Source organism: Sphingorhabdus sp. 109 (assembly GCF_902506555.1).
Lineage (GTDB): Bacteria > Pseudomonadota > Alphaproteobacteria > Sphingomonadales > Sphingomonadaceae > Parasphingorhabdus.
Genome location: NZ_LR732707.1, coordinates 3516923 through 3535439, shown reverse-complemented (window position 1 = coordinate 3535439; position 18517 = coordinate 3516923). Strand labels below are relative to the sequence as shown.

At 53.9% G+C, this 18517-nt stretch carries 21 protein-coding genes and 1 pseudogene; 19 read left to right on the top strand and 3 right to left on the bottom strand.

Annotated elements, in window-relative coordinates; translation table 11 throughout:
• Positions 1 to 45 precede the first annotated feature (45 nt).
• From BOSE62_RS16840 to BOSE62_RS16830, 3 genes are all read left to right on the top strand, one after another.
• Positions 46 to 1293, top strand: coding sequence for a cytochrome P450 (locus tag BOSE62_RS16840; protein WP_089132072.1), 1248 nt, complete (start codon positions 46 to 48; stop codon positions 1291 to 1293).
• Between the two features lies 1 nt (position 1294).
• Positions 1295 to 1966, top strand: coding sequence for a TetR/AcrR family transcriptional regulator (locus BOSE62_RS16835; protein ID WP_089132071.1), 672 nt, complete (start codon positions 1295 to 1297; stop codon positions 1964 to 1966).
• A 121-nt stretch (positions 1967 to 2087) separates the two neighbouring features.
• Positions 2088 to 3143, top strand: a complete 1056-nt coding sequence (locus BOSE62_RS16830) for an IS5 family transposase (protein ID WP_089132070.1) — start codon at positions 2088 to 2090, stop codon at positions 3141 to 3143.
• A 137-nt stretch (positions 3144 to 3280) separates the two neighbouring features.
• Here the strand turns inward: BOSE62_RS16830 and BOSE62_RS16825 are convergent, their stop codons facing one another.
• Complete coding sequence (locus tag BOSE62_RS16825) at positions 3281 to 4474, bottom strand: alkane 1-monooxygenase (RefSeq protein WP_089132069.1); 1194 nt, start codon at positions 4472 to 4474, stop codon at positions 3281 to 3283.
• Between the two features lie 99 nt (positions 4475 to 4573).
• Here BOSE62_RS16825 and BOSE62_RS16820 point away from each other — a divergent pair, with 99 nt between their 5' ends.
• Together BOSE62_RS16820 and BOSE62_RS16815 are read left to right on the top strand one after the other, a co-directional pair.
• Positions 4574 to 5548 carry an AraC family transcriptional regulator gene (locus tag BOSE62_RS16820; protein WP_089132068.1) on the top strand — a complete coding sequence of 325 codons (975 nt, stop codon included), beginning with the start codon at positions 4574 to 4576 and terminating at the stop codon, positions 5546 to 5548.
• Positions 5549 to 5674: 126 nt separating this feature from the next.
• Positions 5675 to 6034, top strand: a pseudogene (locus BOSE62_RS16815) (transposase); the annotation flags it as partial.
• 148 nt (positions 6035 to 6182) lie between these two features.
• On the opposite strand, the gene BOSE62_RS16810 reads toward BOSE62_RS16815, so the two are convergent.
• Together BOSE62_RS16810 and BOSE62_RS16805 are read right to left on the bottom strand one after the other, a co-directional pair.
• Positions 6183 to 6410 carry a helix-turn-helix transcriptional regulator gene (locus BOSE62_RS16810; protein ID WP_089134615.1) on the bottom strand — a complete coding sequence of 76 codons (228 nt, stop codon included), beginning with the start codon at positions 6408 to 6410 and terminating at the stop codon, positions 6183 to 6185.
• Positions 6403 to 6894, bottom strand: a complete 492-nt coding sequence (locus BOSE62_RS16805) for a hypothetical protein (RefSeq protein ID WP_089134614.1) — start codon at positions 6892 to 6894, stop codon at positions 6403 to 6405. The genes BOSE62_RS16810 and BOSE62_RS16805 overlap by 8 nt, the downstream gene beginning before the upstream one ends.
• Before the next feature lie 361 nt (positions 6895 to 7255).
• Between BOSE62_RS16805 and BOSE62_RS16800 the strand changes: the two genes are divergently transcribed.
• Genes BOSE62_RS16800 through trbC form a run of 14 tightly spaced genes read left to right on the top strand, consistent with a single transcriptional unit; the run spans position 7256 to position 18516 of the window.
• Positions 7256 to 7564: a TrbC/VirB2 family protein gene (locus tag BOSE62_RS16800; RefSeq protein ID WP_089132067.1), complete on the top strand. Its 309-nt coding sequence runs from the start codon at positions 7256 to 7258 to the stop codon at positions 7562 to 7564.
• A 30-nt stretch (positions 7565 to 7594) separates the two neighbouring features.
• The gene (gene traL, locus BOSE62_RS16795; protein WP_089132066.1) at positions 7595 to 7882 is read left to right on the top strand and encodes a type IV conjugative transfer system protein TraL; all 288 of its coding nucleotides are present in this window, start codon (positions 7595 to 7597) and stop codon (positions 7880 to 7882) included.
• Between the two features lie 11 nt (positions 7883 to 7893).
• Positions 7894 to 8493, top strand: a complete 600-nt coding sequence (locus tag BOSE62_RS16790; RefSeq protein ID WP_089132065.1) for a type IV conjugative transfer system protein TraE — start codon at positions 7894 to 7896, stop codon at positions 8491 to 8493.
• A complete protein-coding gene (locus BOSE62_RS16785; protein WP_089132064.1) occupies positions 8490 to 9314 on the top strand; it encodes a type-F conjugative transfer system secretin TraK in 825 nt (274 codons plus the stop codon). The genes BOSE62_RS16790 and BOSE62_RS16785 overlap by 4 nt, the downstream gene beginning before the upstream one ends.
• A complete protein-coding gene (locus BOSE62_RS16780) occupies positions 9311 to 10630 on the top strand; it encodes a TrbI/VirB10 family protein (protein WP_089132063.1) in 1320 nt (439 codons plus the stop codon). The genes BOSE62_RS16785 and BOSE62_RS16780 overlap by 4 nt, the downstream gene beginning before the upstream one ends.
• Positions 10627 to 11502, top strand: a complete 876-nt coding sequence (locus BOSE62_RS16775) for a DsbC family protein (RefSeq protein ID WP_236554118.1) — start codon at positions 10627 to 10629, stop codon at positions 11500 to 11502. The genes BOSE62_RS16780 and BOSE62_RS16775 overlap by 4 nt, the downstream gene beginning before the upstream one ends.
• Complete coding sequence (locus BOSE62_RS16770) at positions 11499 to 12233, top strand: hypothetical protein (RefSeq protein WP_159647808.1); 735 nt, start codon at positions 11499 to 11501, stop codon at positions 12231 to 12233. The genes BOSE62_RS16775 and BOSE62_RS16770 overlap by 4 nt, the downstream gene beginning before the upstream one ends.
• Positions 12230 to 14791, top strand: a complete 2562-nt coding sequence (gene traC, locus BOSE62_RS16765; RefSeq protein ID WP_089132061.1) for a type IV secretion system protein TraC — start codon at positions 12230 to 12232, stop codon at positions 14789 to 14791. Before BOSE62_RS16770 ends, traC begins: the two co-directional genes overlap by 4 nt.
• A 1-nt stretch (position 14792) precedes the next feature.
• Positions 14793 to 15194 (top strand): hypothetical protein, encoded by a 402-nt coding sequence (locus BOSE62_RS16760; RefSeq protein WP_089132060.1) that lies wholly within the window; start codon positions 14793 to 14795, stop codon positions 15192 to 15194.
• Positions 15191 to 15583, top strand: coding sequence for a TrbI F-type domain-containing protein (locus BOSE62_RS16755; protein ID WP_089132059.1), 393 nt, complete (start codon positions 15191 to 15193; stop codon positions 15581 to 15583). The genes BOSE62_RS16760 and BOSE62_RS16755 overlap by 4 nt, the downstream gene beginning before the upstream one ends.
• The gene (locus BOSE62_RS16750; RefSeq protein ID WP_089132058.1) at positions 15580 to 16089 is read left to right on the top strand and encodes a S26 family signal peptidase; all 510 of its coding nucleotides are present in this window, start codon (positions 15580 to 15582) and stop codon (positions 16087 to 16089) included. Before BOSE62_RS16755 ends, BOSE62_RS16750 begins: the two co-directional genes overlap by 4 nt.
• Entirely contained in the window at positions 16086 to 16721 is a 636-nt protein-coding gene (gene traW, locus BOSE62_RS16745) for a type-F conjugative transfer system protein TraW (protein ID WP_186266019.1), read from the top strand. Before BOSE62_RS16750 ends, traW begins: the two co-directional genes overlap by 4 nt.
• Positions 16718 to 17752 (top strand): conjugal transfer pilus assembly protein TraU, encoded by a 1035-nt coding sequence (gene traU / locus BOSE62_RS16740; RefSeq protein ID WP_236554116.1) that lies wholly within the window; start codon positions 16718 to 16720, stop codon positions 17750 to 17752. Before traW ends, traU begins: the two co-directional genes overlap by 4 nt.
• Complete coding sequence (gene trbC, locus BOSE62_RS16735; RefSeq protein ID WP_089132057.1) at positions 17749 to 18516, top strand: type-F conjugative transfer system pilin assembly protein TrbC; 768 nt, start codon at positions 17749 to 17751, stop codon at positions 18514 to 18516. The genes traU and trbC overlap by 4 nt, the downstream gene beginning before the upstream one ends.
• Position 18517: the final 1 nt, after the last annotated feature.

Sequence of the window (18517 nt, the reverse complement as noted above, 5' to 3'; positions counted from 1 at the left end):
CCTAAACATGGAGAGTCGCAGCAGCGATTGAGGAGGAGAAAGTAAATGGCAACAACACTGGCACCTGAAAAAACTGTATTTGATCCAATCGACGTTTCGCTGGCTGAACTTTACACAGAGGACCGCTGGCAGGAGCCGTTCCGCAAACTGCGCGCAAATGCACCTATCCAATATGTCCCAGATTCAAAATTCGGTCCCTATTGGTCGGTCTCCACCTACAAGCCTATTGTCCACATCGAGGCGCTGCCGAAAATTTTCTCTTCTTCGTTTGAATATGGCGGTATTTCGATAGCATTTTATCCGGATCGCCTTCTGCCGGACGAGTTTCGCCAGCCGCAATTTATAGCTATGGACCCGCCACAGCATACAGCCCAGCGCCGGACAATTGCTCCAGCCTTTGGCCCCAGCGAGGTCAAGACAATGCAGGACGAAGTGCGCCAACGCACAGCAGAAGTTCTGGATTCTCTTCCCATTGGAGAACCGTTTGACTGGGTTGAGAAGCTATCTATCGAACTGACCACCGGCATGCTTGCGAAGCTGTTTGATTTTCCTTGGGAAGAACGCGACAAACTGACCTATTGGTCAAACATGCTGGGCGATGTCGAGCTGGTCCATCAGGAGGGCGGGATTGCGCGGCGCAATAAGATTGCGATGGAAATGGCAGGTGCCTTCGCCGAACTCTGGCAACGCAAGGCAGCCGGTGAACCGGGCAAAGACCTGATCTCGGTAATGATGCAATCGGACGCGATGAGCGAGATGAGCCAGGAAGAGTTTATCGGTAATCTCATTCTGCTGATCGTTGGCGGCAATGACACTACGCGCAATTCGATGAGCGCCTATGCTTATGGTCTAAGCCAGTTCCCGGAAGAACGTGCCAAGCTGGAAGTTGATCCGTCTCTTATCCCCAATGCGGTGAGTGAGCTGATCCGCTGGCAGACACCGCTCTCCCATATGCGCCGGACGGTGATGGAAGACACCGAGTTCGAAGGCGTGCAGATGAAAAAGGGCGACAAAGTTGTGCTCTGGTATATCTCTGCCAATCGCGATGAGAGCGTGTTTGACGATCCCGACAGCATCCGCGTTGATCGCGAAAACGCGCGGCGACACTTGTCCTTTGGCTATGGTATCCACCGCTGCGTTGGCGCGCGGGTTGCTGAGTTGCAACTGCACGTGTTGCTGGAGGAAATGGCTAAGCGGCGACTACGGGTGGATGTGCTTGAAGAGCCAGAGCGCGTCCCGGCCTGTTTTGTGCACGGATACAAGAAGATGATGGTCAAGCTGGAGAATTACTGAATTGAAAACCCGCGACCGGATCGTGATGGAGGCGAGGCGGCTATACAACCGAAACGGTTATGGCAATGTTTCCAGTGCGACGCTCGCGTATCATCTCGGCATTTCGGAGGGCAATCTCTGGTATCATTTCAAAGCCAAGCGTGCGATCCTCCGCGCTATCAGCGAGAAGTTCGCGCAGGATATCGAAAAGCGCCTGTCGCGCGCGCCGACCGGCGAAGCGGATATCGTTGATGAATATACCGCCCTGTTACAGGCTATTATTGACGAGCTTCACGAATATCGTTTTCTTTACCGCGACCAAGCGGATTACGGCGAGCATGATGAGATCGTGCAGCAGGGCGTGCGCGGCTGGACCGAGCGGACCCATCGGCAGTTTCAAACCTATCTAGCAGGATTTGTCGCGGCCGGCCTGCTCGACTGGCCCAAGGACCGATTGGCCGACCTCGCTATCAACGTGACCATCATCCTGCGCTACGGTCTTGAATATTTCCGTGAGATGGGCGATCCAATTCAGGAGGGCGGCGGCGCGATACGCAATACATTGCTCCGGCATCTGACTTTGTTCGAATATCGCCTGCTGCCAGAAACGGTGCTCCGGCTACGACGGTTCATTGACCGGATGGAAGTTGAGAGAGAAGCGATGGGCAAGACCATTGGAAAAGTTTTGGAATAGCTGCGCTAGCAAAACGGGACCATCACAGCGGTCACAAACTTGAGGCCACCTCGAAAATTACCCTTTCGTGTGCGCCGATTTTCTGATTCAGTAGATTTGAACTGAGGAAGGATTTCACACCATGGGTCAGCCAGGATTTTTTGATTTGAGCCGCCGTTATGAAGGTCTGGACGCGGCGGGTGATCCGTTGGTGGCGATAGCAGCGGCAGTACCCTTTGAGTTGTTCCGGGGGAAGCTTCAGCGTGCGCTTGTCAAAGGCGGTTTGCGCAAGGCGGATGGGGACCGCAAAAGTGCCGCAGGGCGCAAACCCTGGGAGGAGGTTCTGATTTTCAAGATATTGGTGCTTCAGGCGCTCTATAATCTGTCGGATGATGCGATGGAATATCAGCTTCGCGACCGGCTTTCATTCATGCGTTTTGCCGGGCTCGGCCTGGAGGATGCGGTGCCCGATGCCAAGACATTATGGCTTTACCGCGAGGCGCTGACCCAAGCGAAGGCGGTGGACAAGCTGTTTCACTTGTTTGACAACTATCTCAAGGACCAAGGCTATCTGGCTATGGGCGGTCAGATTATTGATGCCGCCATCGTGCCTGCCCCGCATCAGCGGGGCTCGCGTGACGATAATGCGAAGATCAAAGCGGGCGGGACCCCGGCGGGATGGGAGGCGCACCCCGCCAAGAACCGCCAGAAGGACAAGGATGCGCGCAGGACCAGGAAGCATGGCAAGTCGCATTTTGGATACAAGAACCACATCAACGTTGATCGCCGCCACAAGCTGGTGCGGCGCTACGCCGTCAGCAGCGCCTCGGTGCATGACAGTCAGAAGCTGGATGATGTGCTTGATCGTGCAAACACTGCCAGCGGGGTCTGGGCCGATAGCGCTTACCGCAGCGAGGCTAGTGAAGCGGTGCTCGCCGAGCGCGGCCTGACCAGCCACATCCATCGGCGCGGATCACGGGGCAAACCGCTCACCAGCGCCCAAGAAGCCGCCAACAAGACCCGCTCAAAAGTGCGTGTGCGGGTCGAACATGTGTTCGGATGCCAGCACAGCATGGGCGGCAAGTTCGTGCGCACCATCGGCATCCTGCGGGCGACTACGAAGATCGGGATGCAAAATCTGGCTTACAACATGCGCCGTCTGGTCGTGCTCGAACGGGCGGCAATCGTCGCTACCTGAGGCCAAAGGCCAGAAAGACAGGCTGCATCAACCCAAAACAGGCTGGGGGAAACCCAAAATGATCCGACTTCTGGCCCAGTGAGGATATCAAATCGCTATATCAGCCGGAAATCGGTATTGTTCGAGGTGGCCCACAATCAGGTTGGCGTTGGCGCCTCTGTTACCTTATTCCATTGTTGTTCCAATCGATTTTTCTTGTCTGACAAGATATTGACTTTACTGAGGTCGCCGTCGGCCCATTCCATTACTTTGGGGTCCATCACTCTGAAGAATAGAGGCGGGATCGCTGCCAGTAAAAACATTCCGGGATAGCCACTCGGCAAACGAGGCAAATCGGCAAAATCTCGCAACGTTTGATAAGGGCGCATCGGATTAGCATGATGGTCAGAATGCCGTTGTAAATGAAAGGTCATTAAATTGGAAAAGATATGATTGGTATTCCAGGAATGATGTGGCTGACATGTTTCATAGCGACCATTTTCGTGTTTCTGGCGCAGTAAACCATAATGCTCTACATAGTTGGCTTGAGTTAGCCCGTACCATCCAAATATATGGTGGACAAGAATGAATGGAGCAATCATCCAACCCAGATGTGCGGTTAGGATCACCGTTGCCGCTAGAGTGATCATCCAGCCCTGCAAGATCTCATTGTCCAGTGAAAAAGACGACTTTCCTTTTTTATTGAGGCGCGTTGCTTCCGTTGACCAACCATTTTTCAAGGCACCAGGAATTTCGCGCAGGACGAAGCGATAAATCGATTCACCCATACGTGAACTGGCAGGATCTTCAGGAGTTGACACCAGCATATGATGCCCATGATTATGTTCCACGCGAAAATGGGCATAACCGATAACTGCGTTGGCCCACATGGCGAGCTTTTGATCGAGTTTGTTGCTTTTATGTCCAAGCTCATGACCAATAGTGATCGAATTACCGCTTACCGAACCGACGCCGACAACCAAAGCTATTATGGACCACCAAGGGAGCTCCTGTGTGCCAACCAGCATAGCGGTTGCGATAAAGCTGAGCCACAAAAATGGAACGGTAGCTCTAACCATCCAACTATAAAAACGATCAGCTGCCATCGCCGAGATGACTTCGTCCGGCGGATTGTGACCATCTTCACCAATGATCGCATCCACTATCGGAACAAAAACATATAGGTATATCAGCGGGATAAAAGTGGACCACACTCCGATCTGGGTAAAATAGAGAGCCGCAGCTATCGCCGGAACAAGGGGGAAAAACATGGACCAAAGATAAAGGAAACGTTTTCCATCCTTGTATCGAATTTCAGACCCATCTTTCGCAGTGGCTATAAACATATTCATGGCTCGTCCCTTTTTCCCCAATTGAGTTTTGCAAATAGAAGAGCGTCGCAGACGAATATAGTTCCCATTGCGCCAAATTCGTGGCATTTTGCGCCAACCATGTCAGCAGGTGCCCATCTTCGTATCCCAGCAACTTACGTCAATGCGTTGATTCGGCAATATAGGGACGTGCTAGACGATGATGCTATTTCGCTGGATCTGGCAAAACTAGAAACAAATTCCGGCATTGCCCAAACCGACATTCAGTCGTTATTTGCGTTGATTGAAGCTCTCAATAAGCAGGTGGGTCCAGAATGGCCGATTGAAGCATCATTTGCATGGCGAAGTCAAATGCATGGAACCATCGATGTTGCGGCGCGTAGTGCTAGGACATTGGGGGATGCGCTTAATGTCTTTGCGCGTTTTGGCCGAGTAAGGGCACCGTTCGCGGTTATAAATAAAAACGTATGGTCCAAAACCACCGCGTTAAAAATTCAGCCCTCCGTTTCAATGGAAGATTCAGTCTGGCAGGCACTAGCCGAGTTCATTATGCTGAGCACCACCGCAATCCTTAATCAAATCACCGACGATAGGCTGAGTGGTGTTACTTTCGAAATGCCAAATCGAACGTTTCAGCACAAACAGTCATTGGAAGATGCGTTCGGTGTCCCAACTCAATTTGGCGGCACCCAATTCACCATGACCTTCACAAACGAAACTTGCTCCTTGGTACTGCCCTTTCATGACCCTTTGCTTTTCAAGAACACTGTCGAACAACTGCAATCCGAAACCGAGCAATTGTCACATCACAACTGGATTGTTGAGGATGTAAGACGTCTGCTCTCTAGTCAAAACCACATAAGACCCAGCGCACAATTTGTCGCAGATGAACTCGGTCTCTCGCGGCGCTCTCTCGTCAGGAAGCTCACGGCAAATCAAACTTCATTTCGAACGATGTTGGATGATCATCTGAAAGAACGAGCAACAAAAATGTTGGGGCAAGATAAAATGTCGAAAGAGGCCATATCGGAAGCATTGGGCTATACCGACCGGACCAGTTTTAGCCGTGCGTGCAGACGGTGGTTCGACATTTGATGGCCACGTCGAGAAATGGGCCCTTCCCTTGGGGATTGAAATCCGGTTCAAGGATGCTGATGCAGCGAGGGAACTTGGATCATGGGCCAGCCGGGATTTTTTGATTTGCAGCAGCGGCATTAAGGTCTGGACGCAAAGTCTGATCCTTTGGTGGCGATATTGGTAGCGGTGCCGTTTGAGCTGTTCCGCGTGAATCTGAAGGCGGCCCTGGTGAAAAGCGGTCTGCGCAAAATGGCGGATGATCGCAAGAATGCGGCGGGCCGCAAGCCTTGGGATGAAGTGCTGATCTTCAAGGCCTTGGTGTTGCAGGCGCTCTACAATTTGTCGGACGATGCGATGGAATATCAGCTGCGGGACCGGCTCTCCTTCATACGGTTTGTTGGCCTTGGCCTTGAGGACGCGGTGCCCAATGCCAAGACGCTATGGCTGTACCGCAAGGCGCTGGTCAAAGCGGGAGCGATTGAAGGCCTGTTCCATCAGTTTGACAGCACGCGTCACTGCTATGAATGGCAGCGTGCTCAAAACATGTTATAGCAACTGTATCGTTCACGCTGTTTGCTCCATCCAGTTTATTTGTGAGCGACACAACGCGTTTAGTATCCGACGGAAAAAAATTTGTGGAATTCCGAAAGTTCTAGCTTGTAGCGTCGAGCGATGTCTTTGAGGTGATCCATCCGTTAATATCGCTTTCTAGCCACCTGACGCTGTAACCGCCTATTGAATGAGGCCTAGGAAATTTCCCATCGTCCATCCAGCGATAGATGGTTGATCGTCCTAGTCCGACACGGTGCTGGACTTCTTTCAGACGGAGCAAACGTGCCGCAGGCGGATCTGGCAGTTTATTTGGCTCAATATCAAGCATATCCGCCTCCATGTGCGCGATCGAAGCCATCGCCCAGAAGCGTATCCTTCCGGGCGAGGTCGTCCATGTGCTCAGCGAGCAGTCGCGCGACGCGTTGAGCAGTCCCCTTCGCCCAATGCGGTTTGACACCGTGGAGGTGATCACCAAGCTGGGTTTCTAGGACATCTGGCAAATGGCGAACCAGTTCTTCAAAAAACAAGGCTAGATCCGTTTGCATCCAGCGTGATGCCTTGTCCTGATCTGAAGCTAGATAAAGAAGCAAATGGGCATGCGGCGATGCGCCCGTGCCATATAATATACGCAACGCTTCGCTTACCGTAGCTTCGCGTTTGCCGGCCAAGATACGCCGCATCGTGCCCCGGTCAATTTCAGCCTCGCGCGCAATGCGCACTTGAGAACGGCCTGATGTTGAGGCCGCCTGATTAAGCAGCATAGATACGCCGGCTTTGATATGCGCTTCGGAAATTCTATTCAGTTCAGTCATGTCATTCATCCTGTCTTTAAGAGAACGAATCACCTGATATCTTGAAGGCGCACCTGTAGGAAAATGAAAAGAACATAAAAAGAACAAATAGGAAGTTTCGAATCACTCGATTCGTATTTCCTGTTCAGCTGAAAACATCTTCTGTTCAAACTAGCGCAGCAGCTGTGCTGGCCTGAACAGTTCCGGGCAGATTAGCGCAATCGCTGTTCGGCTATGCCCATTTGCCATCCAGAATGTCGCTTTTTGCTTGGAAGGCACCTATTTTCCCATTTCCTGTTTTCCTACAGGCGGGTCAATCGCGCACTTAGAACATACAGCGAACACATGCTGTTTCATGTTTCTCAAGCGAAAGTGATTTTCCATGACCAATATTTCTCAAACACACCGGCGCGCATCCGATTATCTCATTCCAGCAGCTATAGCGCTTCTCTGTGCAACGGCTGCCTATGCAGGCGCGGACAATACCTTTGATCCTGCGCTAGCAAAATTTACTGACTTTCTAGAAGGTTCTGGTGGCAAGATCATTACCGTTCTCAGTCTGGCTGCGGGGCTTATTGGTCTTGCATCCGGACGCTTTTCATTGGGGCAAATCGCGGTACCCGTAGGCGTCGGTATCGGCGTCGGGACCGGCGTTCCCATCGTCACCTCTGTTGTCACGGCAGTCATTTAACGACTGCGACCGGCAAGGAGGGCGGCACAAATGGCTGACAGATATCTTTTGCCCCGGCGGCTTGATGATCCCGAACTCATCGGATTTTGGACGATCGACGAGTTTCTTGGCCTGATCATCCCGTTCGCCTGGGGCATATTAGCGCAGCATATTTTTGTAGGAATCGCACTAGCATTTGTCGCCTGGTTTGCCCTTCGAAAAGCAAAATCTGGCGGTGCGAACGCGCAGCTCCTTCATGCTGTCTACTGGTATCTGCCCGGATCATTTCTGGGATTGAAAGCGACGCCGCCCTCCTATTGCCGACTTCTGGCCGGTTGAAGGAGGAGAAGATGGAAGCACAAATAGCACATCAATCGGCGCAGCGTCTGCTCCGGCAACGCAACTGGCTTGCGCTCGCAGCCGCAGGGCTAGCGGTCACCAGTCTGGCCGCCATTGCAGCTGGATCAATGCAGTCACGTGAAATCGTGCTGGTACCTGTGACCGGACAATCGCTGACTTTATCGAGCGCAGGCGTGTCCCATGAATATTTGGAGCTCGTCACCCGAGATACCGCTCTCATGCTGCTCAACCGTAGCCCTGAAGGGCTTGATTACTGGATGGAACAGATTCTCAAGCTAGCCGATCCCAGTGCCCATGGCCGCCTCAAATCAGAATTGGTCCAAATCGTTTCCGAACAACGCGGCTCCGATATTGCCCAGGCGTTTGTCATCCGTTCGCTCGTCATCGATCCGAAAGAACTCAAGTCTGAAGTGACCGGAACGCTCAAGACGTTTGTCGGCGCGCAGGTAATCGCCAGCGAGGAGCGCAAATTTATCTTTAGCTGGACCTACTCAGGCCTTCGGCTTGCGCTGACCGGTTTTGCGCAGGTCCCAACCGAGCGCGATCAACAAATTCAGCAAAAATCAATCGAAAAGGATGCCTCGTTATGAGCAGCATATTAACATCCCTGCCCGCCTGTCTTGTGGGCGGCGGCATGGCGAGCATCAGCTGGGGCGTTACGCGGCTTCCCGATACAGGGTTCAAAACTCTTGGCTTGGCATTACTTATTACCGCACTTTCGGTCAGCGCATCACCCGCTTTGGCGGACCAGTTTATCGAGGCGGCGGACAATGCAAAGATTGACTGCACATTATCGCGCGATGAACTCACGCGCATAGCGCTGGTTGGTGACGAATTTTCCAGCGTTTCAAAAATCGCTTCGGGCTATCCCTATAATGATTTCGGGGTGACCCATGAACCGGTGCGCGGCGATATCTATATTTCCGTACCGCCCAGCTTCGCCAGCGACAGCGTTAGTTTCTTCGCCACCAGCAAACAGGGTTTTGTCTATAAATTTGCCTGCCACACGGCCCCTGTTGAAGCGCATCAGCTTTTTATAACCAATCCCGCCCTTGCAAAACCGGAGGCGGAGACTTGGGAAAACGAAAGAAGCGAAGAGCAGACCATCATCGCTTTGGTCAAAGCGGTGGCGGAGGGGAAAGCGCCTCCCGGTTATAGCGTGCGCCAGCGGATGACGCGCCCGGTTCGAACCGGATCCATCGAAGTCCAGCTCATCGCGGAATATCGCGGAGCTAATTACAACGCGCAGCAGTTCATTCTCACCAATCGCGGAAAAATAGCAGTCGAGCTCAATGAAGAAGAGCTCGCACCAAAATCCGCGCGCGCAATTTCCTTTGCCCAAAACACACTGAAAGCCGGAACAAGCACATCGGCCTTTGTTGTCACCGCGACCCGGGGGGCAGACCAATGAGCGACGTCAAAACGGCAACCCAAATTCCGGACATAGAGGCAGAACCCGGACATGCGCGCGTCGGCCTCAACAAGAAGATCGCGCGCCGGCAAAATATGCTGCTCGCCGGTATTGGCAGTCTCGCGCTGATCGCAGGCGGTTGGTTTCTGTTTGCAGGTGATGGCGATGAAAAAGGTACGCAAGAAAGCGGCATAGTGACCATTGATGCTGGCAGTCTGGTCAACCGCAATCTTTCCCAGCGCGAGTTTGTCGCGGCTTATGAAAACCGGCTTAATAAACTTACCCAGGATCAAAAGGCTCTCAAGGAAGCGCAGCTCCCTACACGCGAGATAGAAGATAAGATTGAAGCTCTTCGGCTTGAGAACAGCGAAATGCGCACCAACGGGCAAGCGGCTATCGATGCGATCTCTGCGGAAAACGCGGGTCTAAAGACGCAGCTGGAAGAGAAAGCCGCAACACCGCCGCTGGCGACACCGCCGACCTATGGGCCGCAGGCAAGCGATTTTAACCGCCAGTCGTCATCGCTTGGATCACCCGATGGTACAGAAATCACGCCTGGTGGTTCTCCATCCGGCGCAGTCAAAATACTCAATTTCGGAAGCACCGAGCAGGGATCAAAATCTTCCAAGAAGCGCACATCTGAAACATCACCGCTGCTGGTTGAAGACAGCCCGGAATATCTACCACCCAATAGCTATGCACCGGCAAAAGTTATTGTTGGCGTTGATGCCTCGGTCGGGGTTGCCAGTCAGAGCGACCCCTTGCCGGTGGTACTCAGGATTACCGGCCCTGCCCGTTCGGTGGTCAAAAACGGCAAATTGCTTACGACAAATATCACTGGATGCATCGTCAACGGCGCGGCTCGCGGCGATCTCTCGGCTGAAAAAGTTTATGTGAAGCTTGCGCGTATGACCTGCGATCAGCCCGGCGGGCGGGTCGCCGTCAGCGAGGTTAAAGGCTTTATCAGCTTTGCCGGTAAATCCGGCGTGCGCGGCCGCGTTGTCAGCCGCGAAGGCAATCTTGTCAGTCAAGCCCTGCTTGCCGGGATTGTCGGCGGGTTTGGGCGCGGCTTTTCCGCCAATGCCAACGGCATATTTTCCGGTCAGATTGGCGCGGACGGGAAACGCGATAGCCTTTCGGGCGCGGACATATTGACCGGCGGCCTTGGTCAGGGCGCTGGCGATGCCGCCGATACCGTCTCCAAATATCTCATCGAACGAGCCGAACAATATCAACCTGTCGTCGAGATGCCGACCGGCATCGATGTCGAGATCGTCTTTCTCGACGGCGTCCATGTAAGGAGTGAAAAAAAGTGATCTTTTCCAATTTCAAAACCGAGATACGGAGTTTCAAGTCTCGGGCCGCCGCCATTACGCTTGCCGTCGCAAGCGGCGGGATGGTTTCGGGCCTTGTTGCAGCCAGCTTCATCTCGGCTCCAGCCAATGCCGCTGCTGTACTCGAGGATGTCAGAACGGCAATCGCACTGCGCCTGCCAAAAACACCCATTACCAGCCTCACCTGCAAGGGCTTTGGCGGCCTGTGCGAAGTCGTATCCGAAAAGACATTATTCTATATTGATGAACGCGCGCGCTACCTATTTGTCGGCCGTCTGTACGACATGGAAAGCCGGGCCGACCTGACGGCGGCCAAACTGCTGGAGCTTAATCCGCAGCTGCTGGTCGCAGGTTCCGCGCGTGCAAATGACAGTGGACCAACGGCCTCAAAACAGCCAGCTAAAGAACGCGCATCCAAAGTTCCCGTCGCAGACTTAAAGCCATTGGGAGCCATCCATTGGGGGGCCAAATCCGGCCCCAAACTCATCGTCTTTTCGGATTTCAATTGCAGCTATTGCAAGCGGCTGACGGCTGAACTCAAAAAAGCACGCGTGCGCGTCGAAGAGCGGCCCATTTCGATTTTTGGCGAGAAGAGCCGGAGACTGGCCGAAGCGGTGATTTGTTCGCGTGATCCTGCAAAGGCGCTGCATCAAGCCTATTCCGGCGAAACGCCAAAACCACAAAAATCATGCGACACATCGGGTCTCGATGCCAATGAGGCCTTTGCAAGCAGCCACGGTTTTTCCGGGACGCCGGTCATGGTGCGCGCAAGTGACGGCGCGGTGCTCGAAGGGTATCGCAGCGCTGCCGAAATCCGCGCGTTCCTTGGCTCAAATGCAAAAGGTGCAAAATGACGCGCGCGCGCTTTCCATTGGGCTTGTTTGCGTTTTCATGCGTCTCACTGTCATCCTGTGCTAGTCTGGGCAGCAATATTAGCGGCAGTTTTGATTGCAAGGCGCCGGGCGGTAGCTGCACGCCAACGTCGCAAATTGATGCAGCGGCGAGTGCCGCAATGCTCGATCAACCTCAGCCAAATGGCAGGCGGAGTCTGATATCGGCGGCGCAAACCTCGCGGACCGGCGAGCGTGTTCTGAAAATTGTCTTTCCCGGATTTGTCGATGCATCGGGCAATTTGCATGAAGCCCGCAGCGTGCACGTCGTCGCAAGATCTCCCGACTGGGCTGCCACATTGGCTAGTGGTGATACTAATATCGCCAAGCAAATGGCACGCGATATCTCAGATCAAGCCAAGCAAGCATCCAAAGACAATATCAGTGGCGTTCTTAACGCAGACGATAGCACCGTCGAAACGCAGCCGGACATTACAAGCGCCGTTGATCCATTTCTCAAAAGTTCATACAATTTGCCCTCGCGTGGTTCGTACCCCTTGACCGTGCGAGAGGCAATTGCCGGGGCAAACATGCCGGCAATCGAGGGGTTCGATGGGCTCCCTCCCCCAGCAAGTCGAACCCCTCACCCTGTTTTGAGAGCAATCACGAAAGATGGTTTTCCGAGCATTGAAGCCATCGAAGCCGCCAAGATACGCGGGGCCCAAAAACGGCCTGGCGAGGAGAAGGGACGATGAACTTCTCCATTCCATCTGCGCGCGCAAAACTGTTATCGGGCCTGTTTGGTGATCAGCAAACCGCTGACCATCAAAGACCGAGCATCGCGCTCGACATGCTTTCAGACTGGCTGCCGTACCGGGTGTTTGATACCGGACCGCGGCTGTATCGCAACGCGCGTTCCAAGGGGTTTATATTGTCGGCCGCGCCACTGATTGGCGCGGATGAACGCACCGGTGAAATATTGGGGCAGTTTTTTTCAGAAGGCATGCCCGAAGGCGCGTGCTTGCAGATTTTACATTTTGCCAGCCCGCGCATTGGCCAGGTAGTCGCCCCGTGGTTTGCCAAGCGCTACGCACAGGGCGGCGTATATGAAGCAATGGCGCGCCACAGATCAAAAAGGCTTTATGATCTGGTCTGGGAAAGCGGATCTGCCCATGCGCCGTTTCATGCCCGCTGCCATAATTTGGTTATCTCGCTGGGCGTTCCAGACACCGCAAACATTGATGACAATGAACTTGCGCAGTGCCGCGACGGGCTTGTCGGCGTACTGACGTCTCTTGGCATTGATGCGGGTGAAATGGAACCGCAGGAACTCATCGCGCTCGTTGATGACCTGACTTCCCCCACCACAGCGCCGCAAGAAGACCGAACCGTTTACAATCCGCTCGATGATATTGCCAGCCAAGCCATCCGCCGGGATATTGAGCTCGAAGTTGAAGATGACCGGATGATCCTGCGCACCGAAAGGTTCCGGGAAATTGGCCGAAGCGCTGATGGCACGCCGGAAATTGGCGCAATCTATCCCGATGCCTTTGACATCCGGCATTTTGGCGTCAGGCAAATGCCTGAACGATGGGCGCCTTGGGAATGCGCGCGGCTCATCGGCGACATGTTCACCGACAAATTGCGCTTCCCCTGCCCGGCTGCGACCATGCTTTGTCTGGTCTACCCCGACCGCGAGGGTGCCTCGGCAAAAGCCGGTTTCAAATTCATGCGCACAACCAGCCTCAGCCAATCCAAGAGCGCGCGGTTTCTGCCCAAGCTCGCCCAGCAATCGTCCGAATGGAGCCATGTCCAGGCAGAATTGCAGGCTGGCAAACGCCTCGTGCAACTGTTTTATGGCGTCACCAGCTATTCGCCGCTTGGCCTTGGCGATGCTCATGAACGCTCGATCAAAGCGATCTATAAGGCCGCTGGTTGGGATTTGGCCGACGAGCGCTTTCTCCAGCTCCAAGGTCTGATCGCCGCCATGCCCATGACACTGGCCGATGGTCTTGCCCATGATCTTAAACGTCTAAAGCGGCTTAAAACCATGCTTTCGACTAGCGCGGCTCATATTGCCCCGTTGCAGGGCGAATTTCTGGGCGGGCCGCTCCCGCATCTGCTGCTGGTCGGTAGGCGCGGGCAGCCATTCTACTGGTCGCCGTTCGAGAATGACGCGGGCAATCATAATGTGGCGATCTGCGGCAAATCCGGTTCGGGTAAATCGGTGCTGCTTCAGGAAATGTGCGCAAGCCTGCGCGGCGCCGGCGCAAAAGTTGTTGTTATCGATGACGGGCGCTCGTTTGAACATTCGGTTAAATTGCAGGGCGGGCGATTTGTAGAATTTACCCTCAAATCCGGTTTCTCGCTCAATCCCTTCTCGATGATTGATGATGTGCGCGCTGCCGAAGACGATGATTATAAACTCGACTGCATCGCAATGATCAAAGCGATTGTCGGTCAAATGGCGCGGCACAGCGACCGGCTTACCGATACCGAACGCGGTCTGATCGATCAGGCGGTTACAACAGTTTGGGAAGCGCTTGGCAGCGGCGGCACGATCAATGACGTGGCAGCAGCATTCGCGGGCATTTCCAATCCTGTCGCCGATGATCTGGGCGTTGCCATCGGACCCTATATGAGCGGGGGTAGCTATGGCGGCTTTTTTGAAGGTCAGGCCAGTATCGCGCTCGATGATGATTTTACCGTATTTGAGATGTCTGATCTAGCAACGCGCGAGGAGCTGAGATCGGTCATTCTGTGCGCTATCATGTTCATGACCAGCCAGGCGATGACCCAGAGCCCGCGCAGCACCAAGAAATTACTTCTCATCGATGAAGCCTGGTCGCTCCTCAAAGGCGGCTCGATGGGAGAGTTTGTTGAAACCTATGCGCGTACTGCGCGCAAATATGGCGGCGCGCTGGCTACCGCCACGCAGTCACTCAATGATTATTATAAATCGGACGGCGCAACCGCAGCGCTCGAAAATAGCGACTGGATGCTGGTGCTCCAGCAAAAGCCGGAAACCATTGCTGATTTCCGCAAGAACGACCGCCTCGACATGGATGATCGCACTGAAACGCTGATCCGCAGTTTGAAACGTTCGGGCGAGGAATATAGCGAGGTCTTTATCAAAGGCCCGGAAACGCAAGCGATCGGCAGGCTAGTTCTTGATCCTTATTCCGCCTGTATCTATTCTTCTTCGCCCGATGTTTATGCTGCGATCGAAGCTGAGCAGGAAGCGGGTGCTTCTCTGGCACAGGCGATTGCCCGCGTGTCCGGTGTCGGCGCCGACAATCGGAAGGGTACTTAAAATGCCTGACAAAACCGATACGCTGTTTGATTCTTATCTTTTCCTTGGGACAAGCAAGGACTTGCGCTGCAAAGGTTCGCCGTTTCCGGTGCGACAGTGTTTTCAAACCTCTTGCTACATTATGCTGGAAGCATCGCTATTCGCAATAAGCTCGGTCCTGATGGCCCTCGGCCTGCCGCTGTGCTTTTTCCTGCTGCTATCCGGTTGGGATTTGCTCGGGCTGTTCGCGCATCTGGACAATTTGAGCAGCCGCTACCTCGAAGCGGACGGGGTGCGCAGATTGGCGTTTTCCAGCGATCTTAAAATCATGTTCTTTGGGTCTACTGCTCTGATCGCGGCGCTTCGGATACCGAGATTCATTGCCCGGATTACCGATGATTTTCCCGAAGGGAGGGAGGGATGACCAAATCAGCACTATTAGAGCATCTACCAAGCGGGCGATCCGTTATCATGGTCCTACTGGTAACGGCTTTGGTTTTGTGGATCATCTGGGTCAGCTTGCGTCTGACCCAGCCCAATGGACAACAAATTGTTCAGGTCCATATGTCCGAGATCATGCGCGATTTCGTTGACGCAGAAGCAAAGGGTGATGCTGATCCCGAAGTCACCCGGCAAGAAATTGCCCGGTATCTCCAAGCAACCGAAGCGGCGGTGGATGATTTGGGCCGTAGTGGACATGTGATTTTGGTTGCTGAAGCCGTGCTTTCAAAAAATACGCCGGATGCCACGCTGCAGCTCAAAACCAAAATTGCCCAAAAACTGGAAAGCGCTAGCGAGGAAAAGCCGCAATGAACGTGCTCAAATCCCGTCTCAAACGCCCGCTTGTTCTGGCCTTGCTGGTAGCGATCCCGCTTCTCTATGCGCCGATTGCCAAATTCAGCGACAACCATGCGCTCTTGATCAATGCCAGTCCCAGCCTGCCCAACTGGGCATTTTGGCTGAACAAGAATTTTATACCTTCCCGCGGTACCTTGATATTTTTCGAGCCGCCACGCTCGAAATTGCTCATCAACCATTTCGGCGAGAAACCGCAGATTTTTGGCAAACGAATACTGGGCATGCCCGGCGATCAGGTTCGCCATGACGGCAAAAAAGTCCTCATCAACAATACGTTTGTGGCGCGAACAAAACCCAAAACCCGCAAAGGGGCCGCGCTAACCAAAGGCCCTGAAGGGATAATTCCGAACGGCTGCTATTATGTCGGGACGACCCATAAACATGGCTTTGATAGCCGCTATGGCGAGATCGGGTTCATTTGCGCGCCCCGGATTATTGGTACCGGGAGGGCAATATTGTGAACAGACTATCTTTGCCTTTTCTCATTGCAGCCTTGCTGTCGTCATCAGCTTTGGCGCGCGACTATGGCCAACAGGGTACACATTTCCCGATTATCGAGTTGGACCTGCTTAAGCAAATTCAGTCGCGCCTTCAGGCCATGGACAAGAATGGCGACATTGACGGGCTCAACCAGAAACTCAAATCCCGCACCATCGCGAGGGTGAACAGGCCCAAGCCTGTCGCAGGATTGGTGAGGGCGACAAAAGCCACCACGCAGATGTTCGATCCGACGATCACTTTGCAGGCCGATATATTTGATCATGATGGGCGCAGGATCTGGGCCAAAGGAACCAGGGTCAATCCTCTCGATACCGTTCCATTGCGCGCGGCGTTGGTTTTTTTAGACGGCGATGATCCGGCCCAGCTCGAATGGGCGTTTGCGCAAAAACCAAAGACAACAAAACTCATTCTGACAAACGGCGCGCCGCTAAAACTTATGAAAGCGCGCCAAAGACGTTTCTATTTTGATCAGGGCGGCAAGCTGACCGCGCATTTCGATATTAAAGCACTGCCGGCGATGGTCGATCAACAGGGCCGGATGCTGCGGATCCGCGAATTTACGCTGTCCGAAAAGCGGAGGCCAACCCAATGATAAAGGGCTTTTCAAAACTGTTCGGAACAAAATCCGCTTTGCTATTATGTCTGCTGGCAGTCAGCCTGCTCGCCTCAGCCCCGGCGCGCGCTGATGCCGGCCCTGGCCGCTGCACCGGTAAATTTGTCAATCCGATCACCGATATCTGCTGGTCGTGTCTTTTTCCGCTGTCCATTGGCGGCCTGGATATCTGGCCATCAAGCAGACCTGATCCTAAAAACCCAACCCTGCCCGTCTGTCTTTGCGGTTTGCGCCCGGGCATTGCCATGGGGTTCTGGGAGCCGGTCCGGCTTGCCGATGTCAGCATGAAGCCCTGGTGCTTTGTCAATCTCGGCGGGCTCAAGATCGATCCCGGATTTGACATTGGCTATCGATCCATCTCCGGGCCATCGGCAATTGGTGGGGCCAGCCAATATTATTCAAGCTGGCATGTCCACTGGTATGCCTATCCGCTGATCTACTGGATGGAGATTGTTGCCGATTTTCTCTGTCTCGAAGCTGGCTCTGTCGACATTCTCTATATTTCCGAGATTGATCCGCTCTGGCAAGACAGTGAACTCACCGCGATTATTAATCCCGAAGCAGTGCTGTTTGCCAATCCGCTCGCACTGGCTGCCTGCGCTGCCGATTGTGTTTCTGCCACGGTCAATCTGCCGCGCGATGAACTCTTCTGGTGCGCTGGCTGTCAGGGATCCATGTATCCAATGAACGGCAATGTCTCGGCCAGCATTGGCCATGTCCAGGCCTCGCGGCTCGTACTGTCGCGCTTTGCTTTCAAATTACACCGCCAACTGGTGTCCTGGGGAACCATGGGCAAAAAGGGTCTGTGCGGCAAATATCTGATGCCGATCATGCGCAAGCAGCAATACCGCCTGCAGGCAACCAATCCCAATCCTGCGACCAAGGGCCGCTATGCCTGCCCGCCCATCGGAGCCTCCACCACCTTTCAATCTGCCGGACAGGTCATTCCCGCCATTGGCGAGGACATGGGCTATCTCGTCTGGCGCAAACGGAATTGCTGCGCGCTATGAGAAACACAATTTCCTTTTTCCTTTTGTTCGGGGCCACTTGCACGGCGGGTTTCGCCGCCGCGCAAAATCAAAACTCGGAAGCCCTCGATATTGAGTCCATTCGTGCTTCGGCCAAATCCTATTCCGCCGAGGCAGAAGCGCTGGCTGAAAATGTCCGCATGCGCAGCGGAGATTTGCGAGATGAAGCCCGTCAGACCCAAGACCAGGCAAGGGCTAATGGCGAGCGATATACGAAGACTGTCCAGCGGAAACACAGAAACAACGACAACAAAAAAGACGAAGTCTTTGATTTCGAGCGGATGATTTCGGACCATGCAAAAATGGCCCAGGCCAATCTCGGCGACGCACCGCGTTTCATTGCCTTTGCAAGTCTGTCGATGCCGCCCCAGTCTTTGAAAAAACTCGTTCACGACACATCAGCGGCAGGCGGGGTCACGGTGCTGCGCGGTTTCCCCGGAGGCAGCGCCAAACAGCTGACAAAAATGCTCACCGCCATGGCATCAAACGGCGAGCAATTATCCGCGCTCGGTATTGATCCCAGGCTATTTCGCGCTTTCGATGTCAAGGCTGCGCCCAGTTTCGTCATGGTCTCCTCCGATTTTACTCTGTGCGACGGCTTTGACTGCAAAGGTGCGGTCCCACCCCATGACCGGATGACCGGCAATGTCAGCGTAGAATATGCGCTGGAAACATTTGCGGGCGGCGCTGGTCCGGGATCGCGTCTCGCTGCGCTGCACCTTGCCCGCCTGAAGAAGGAGCGCTGAG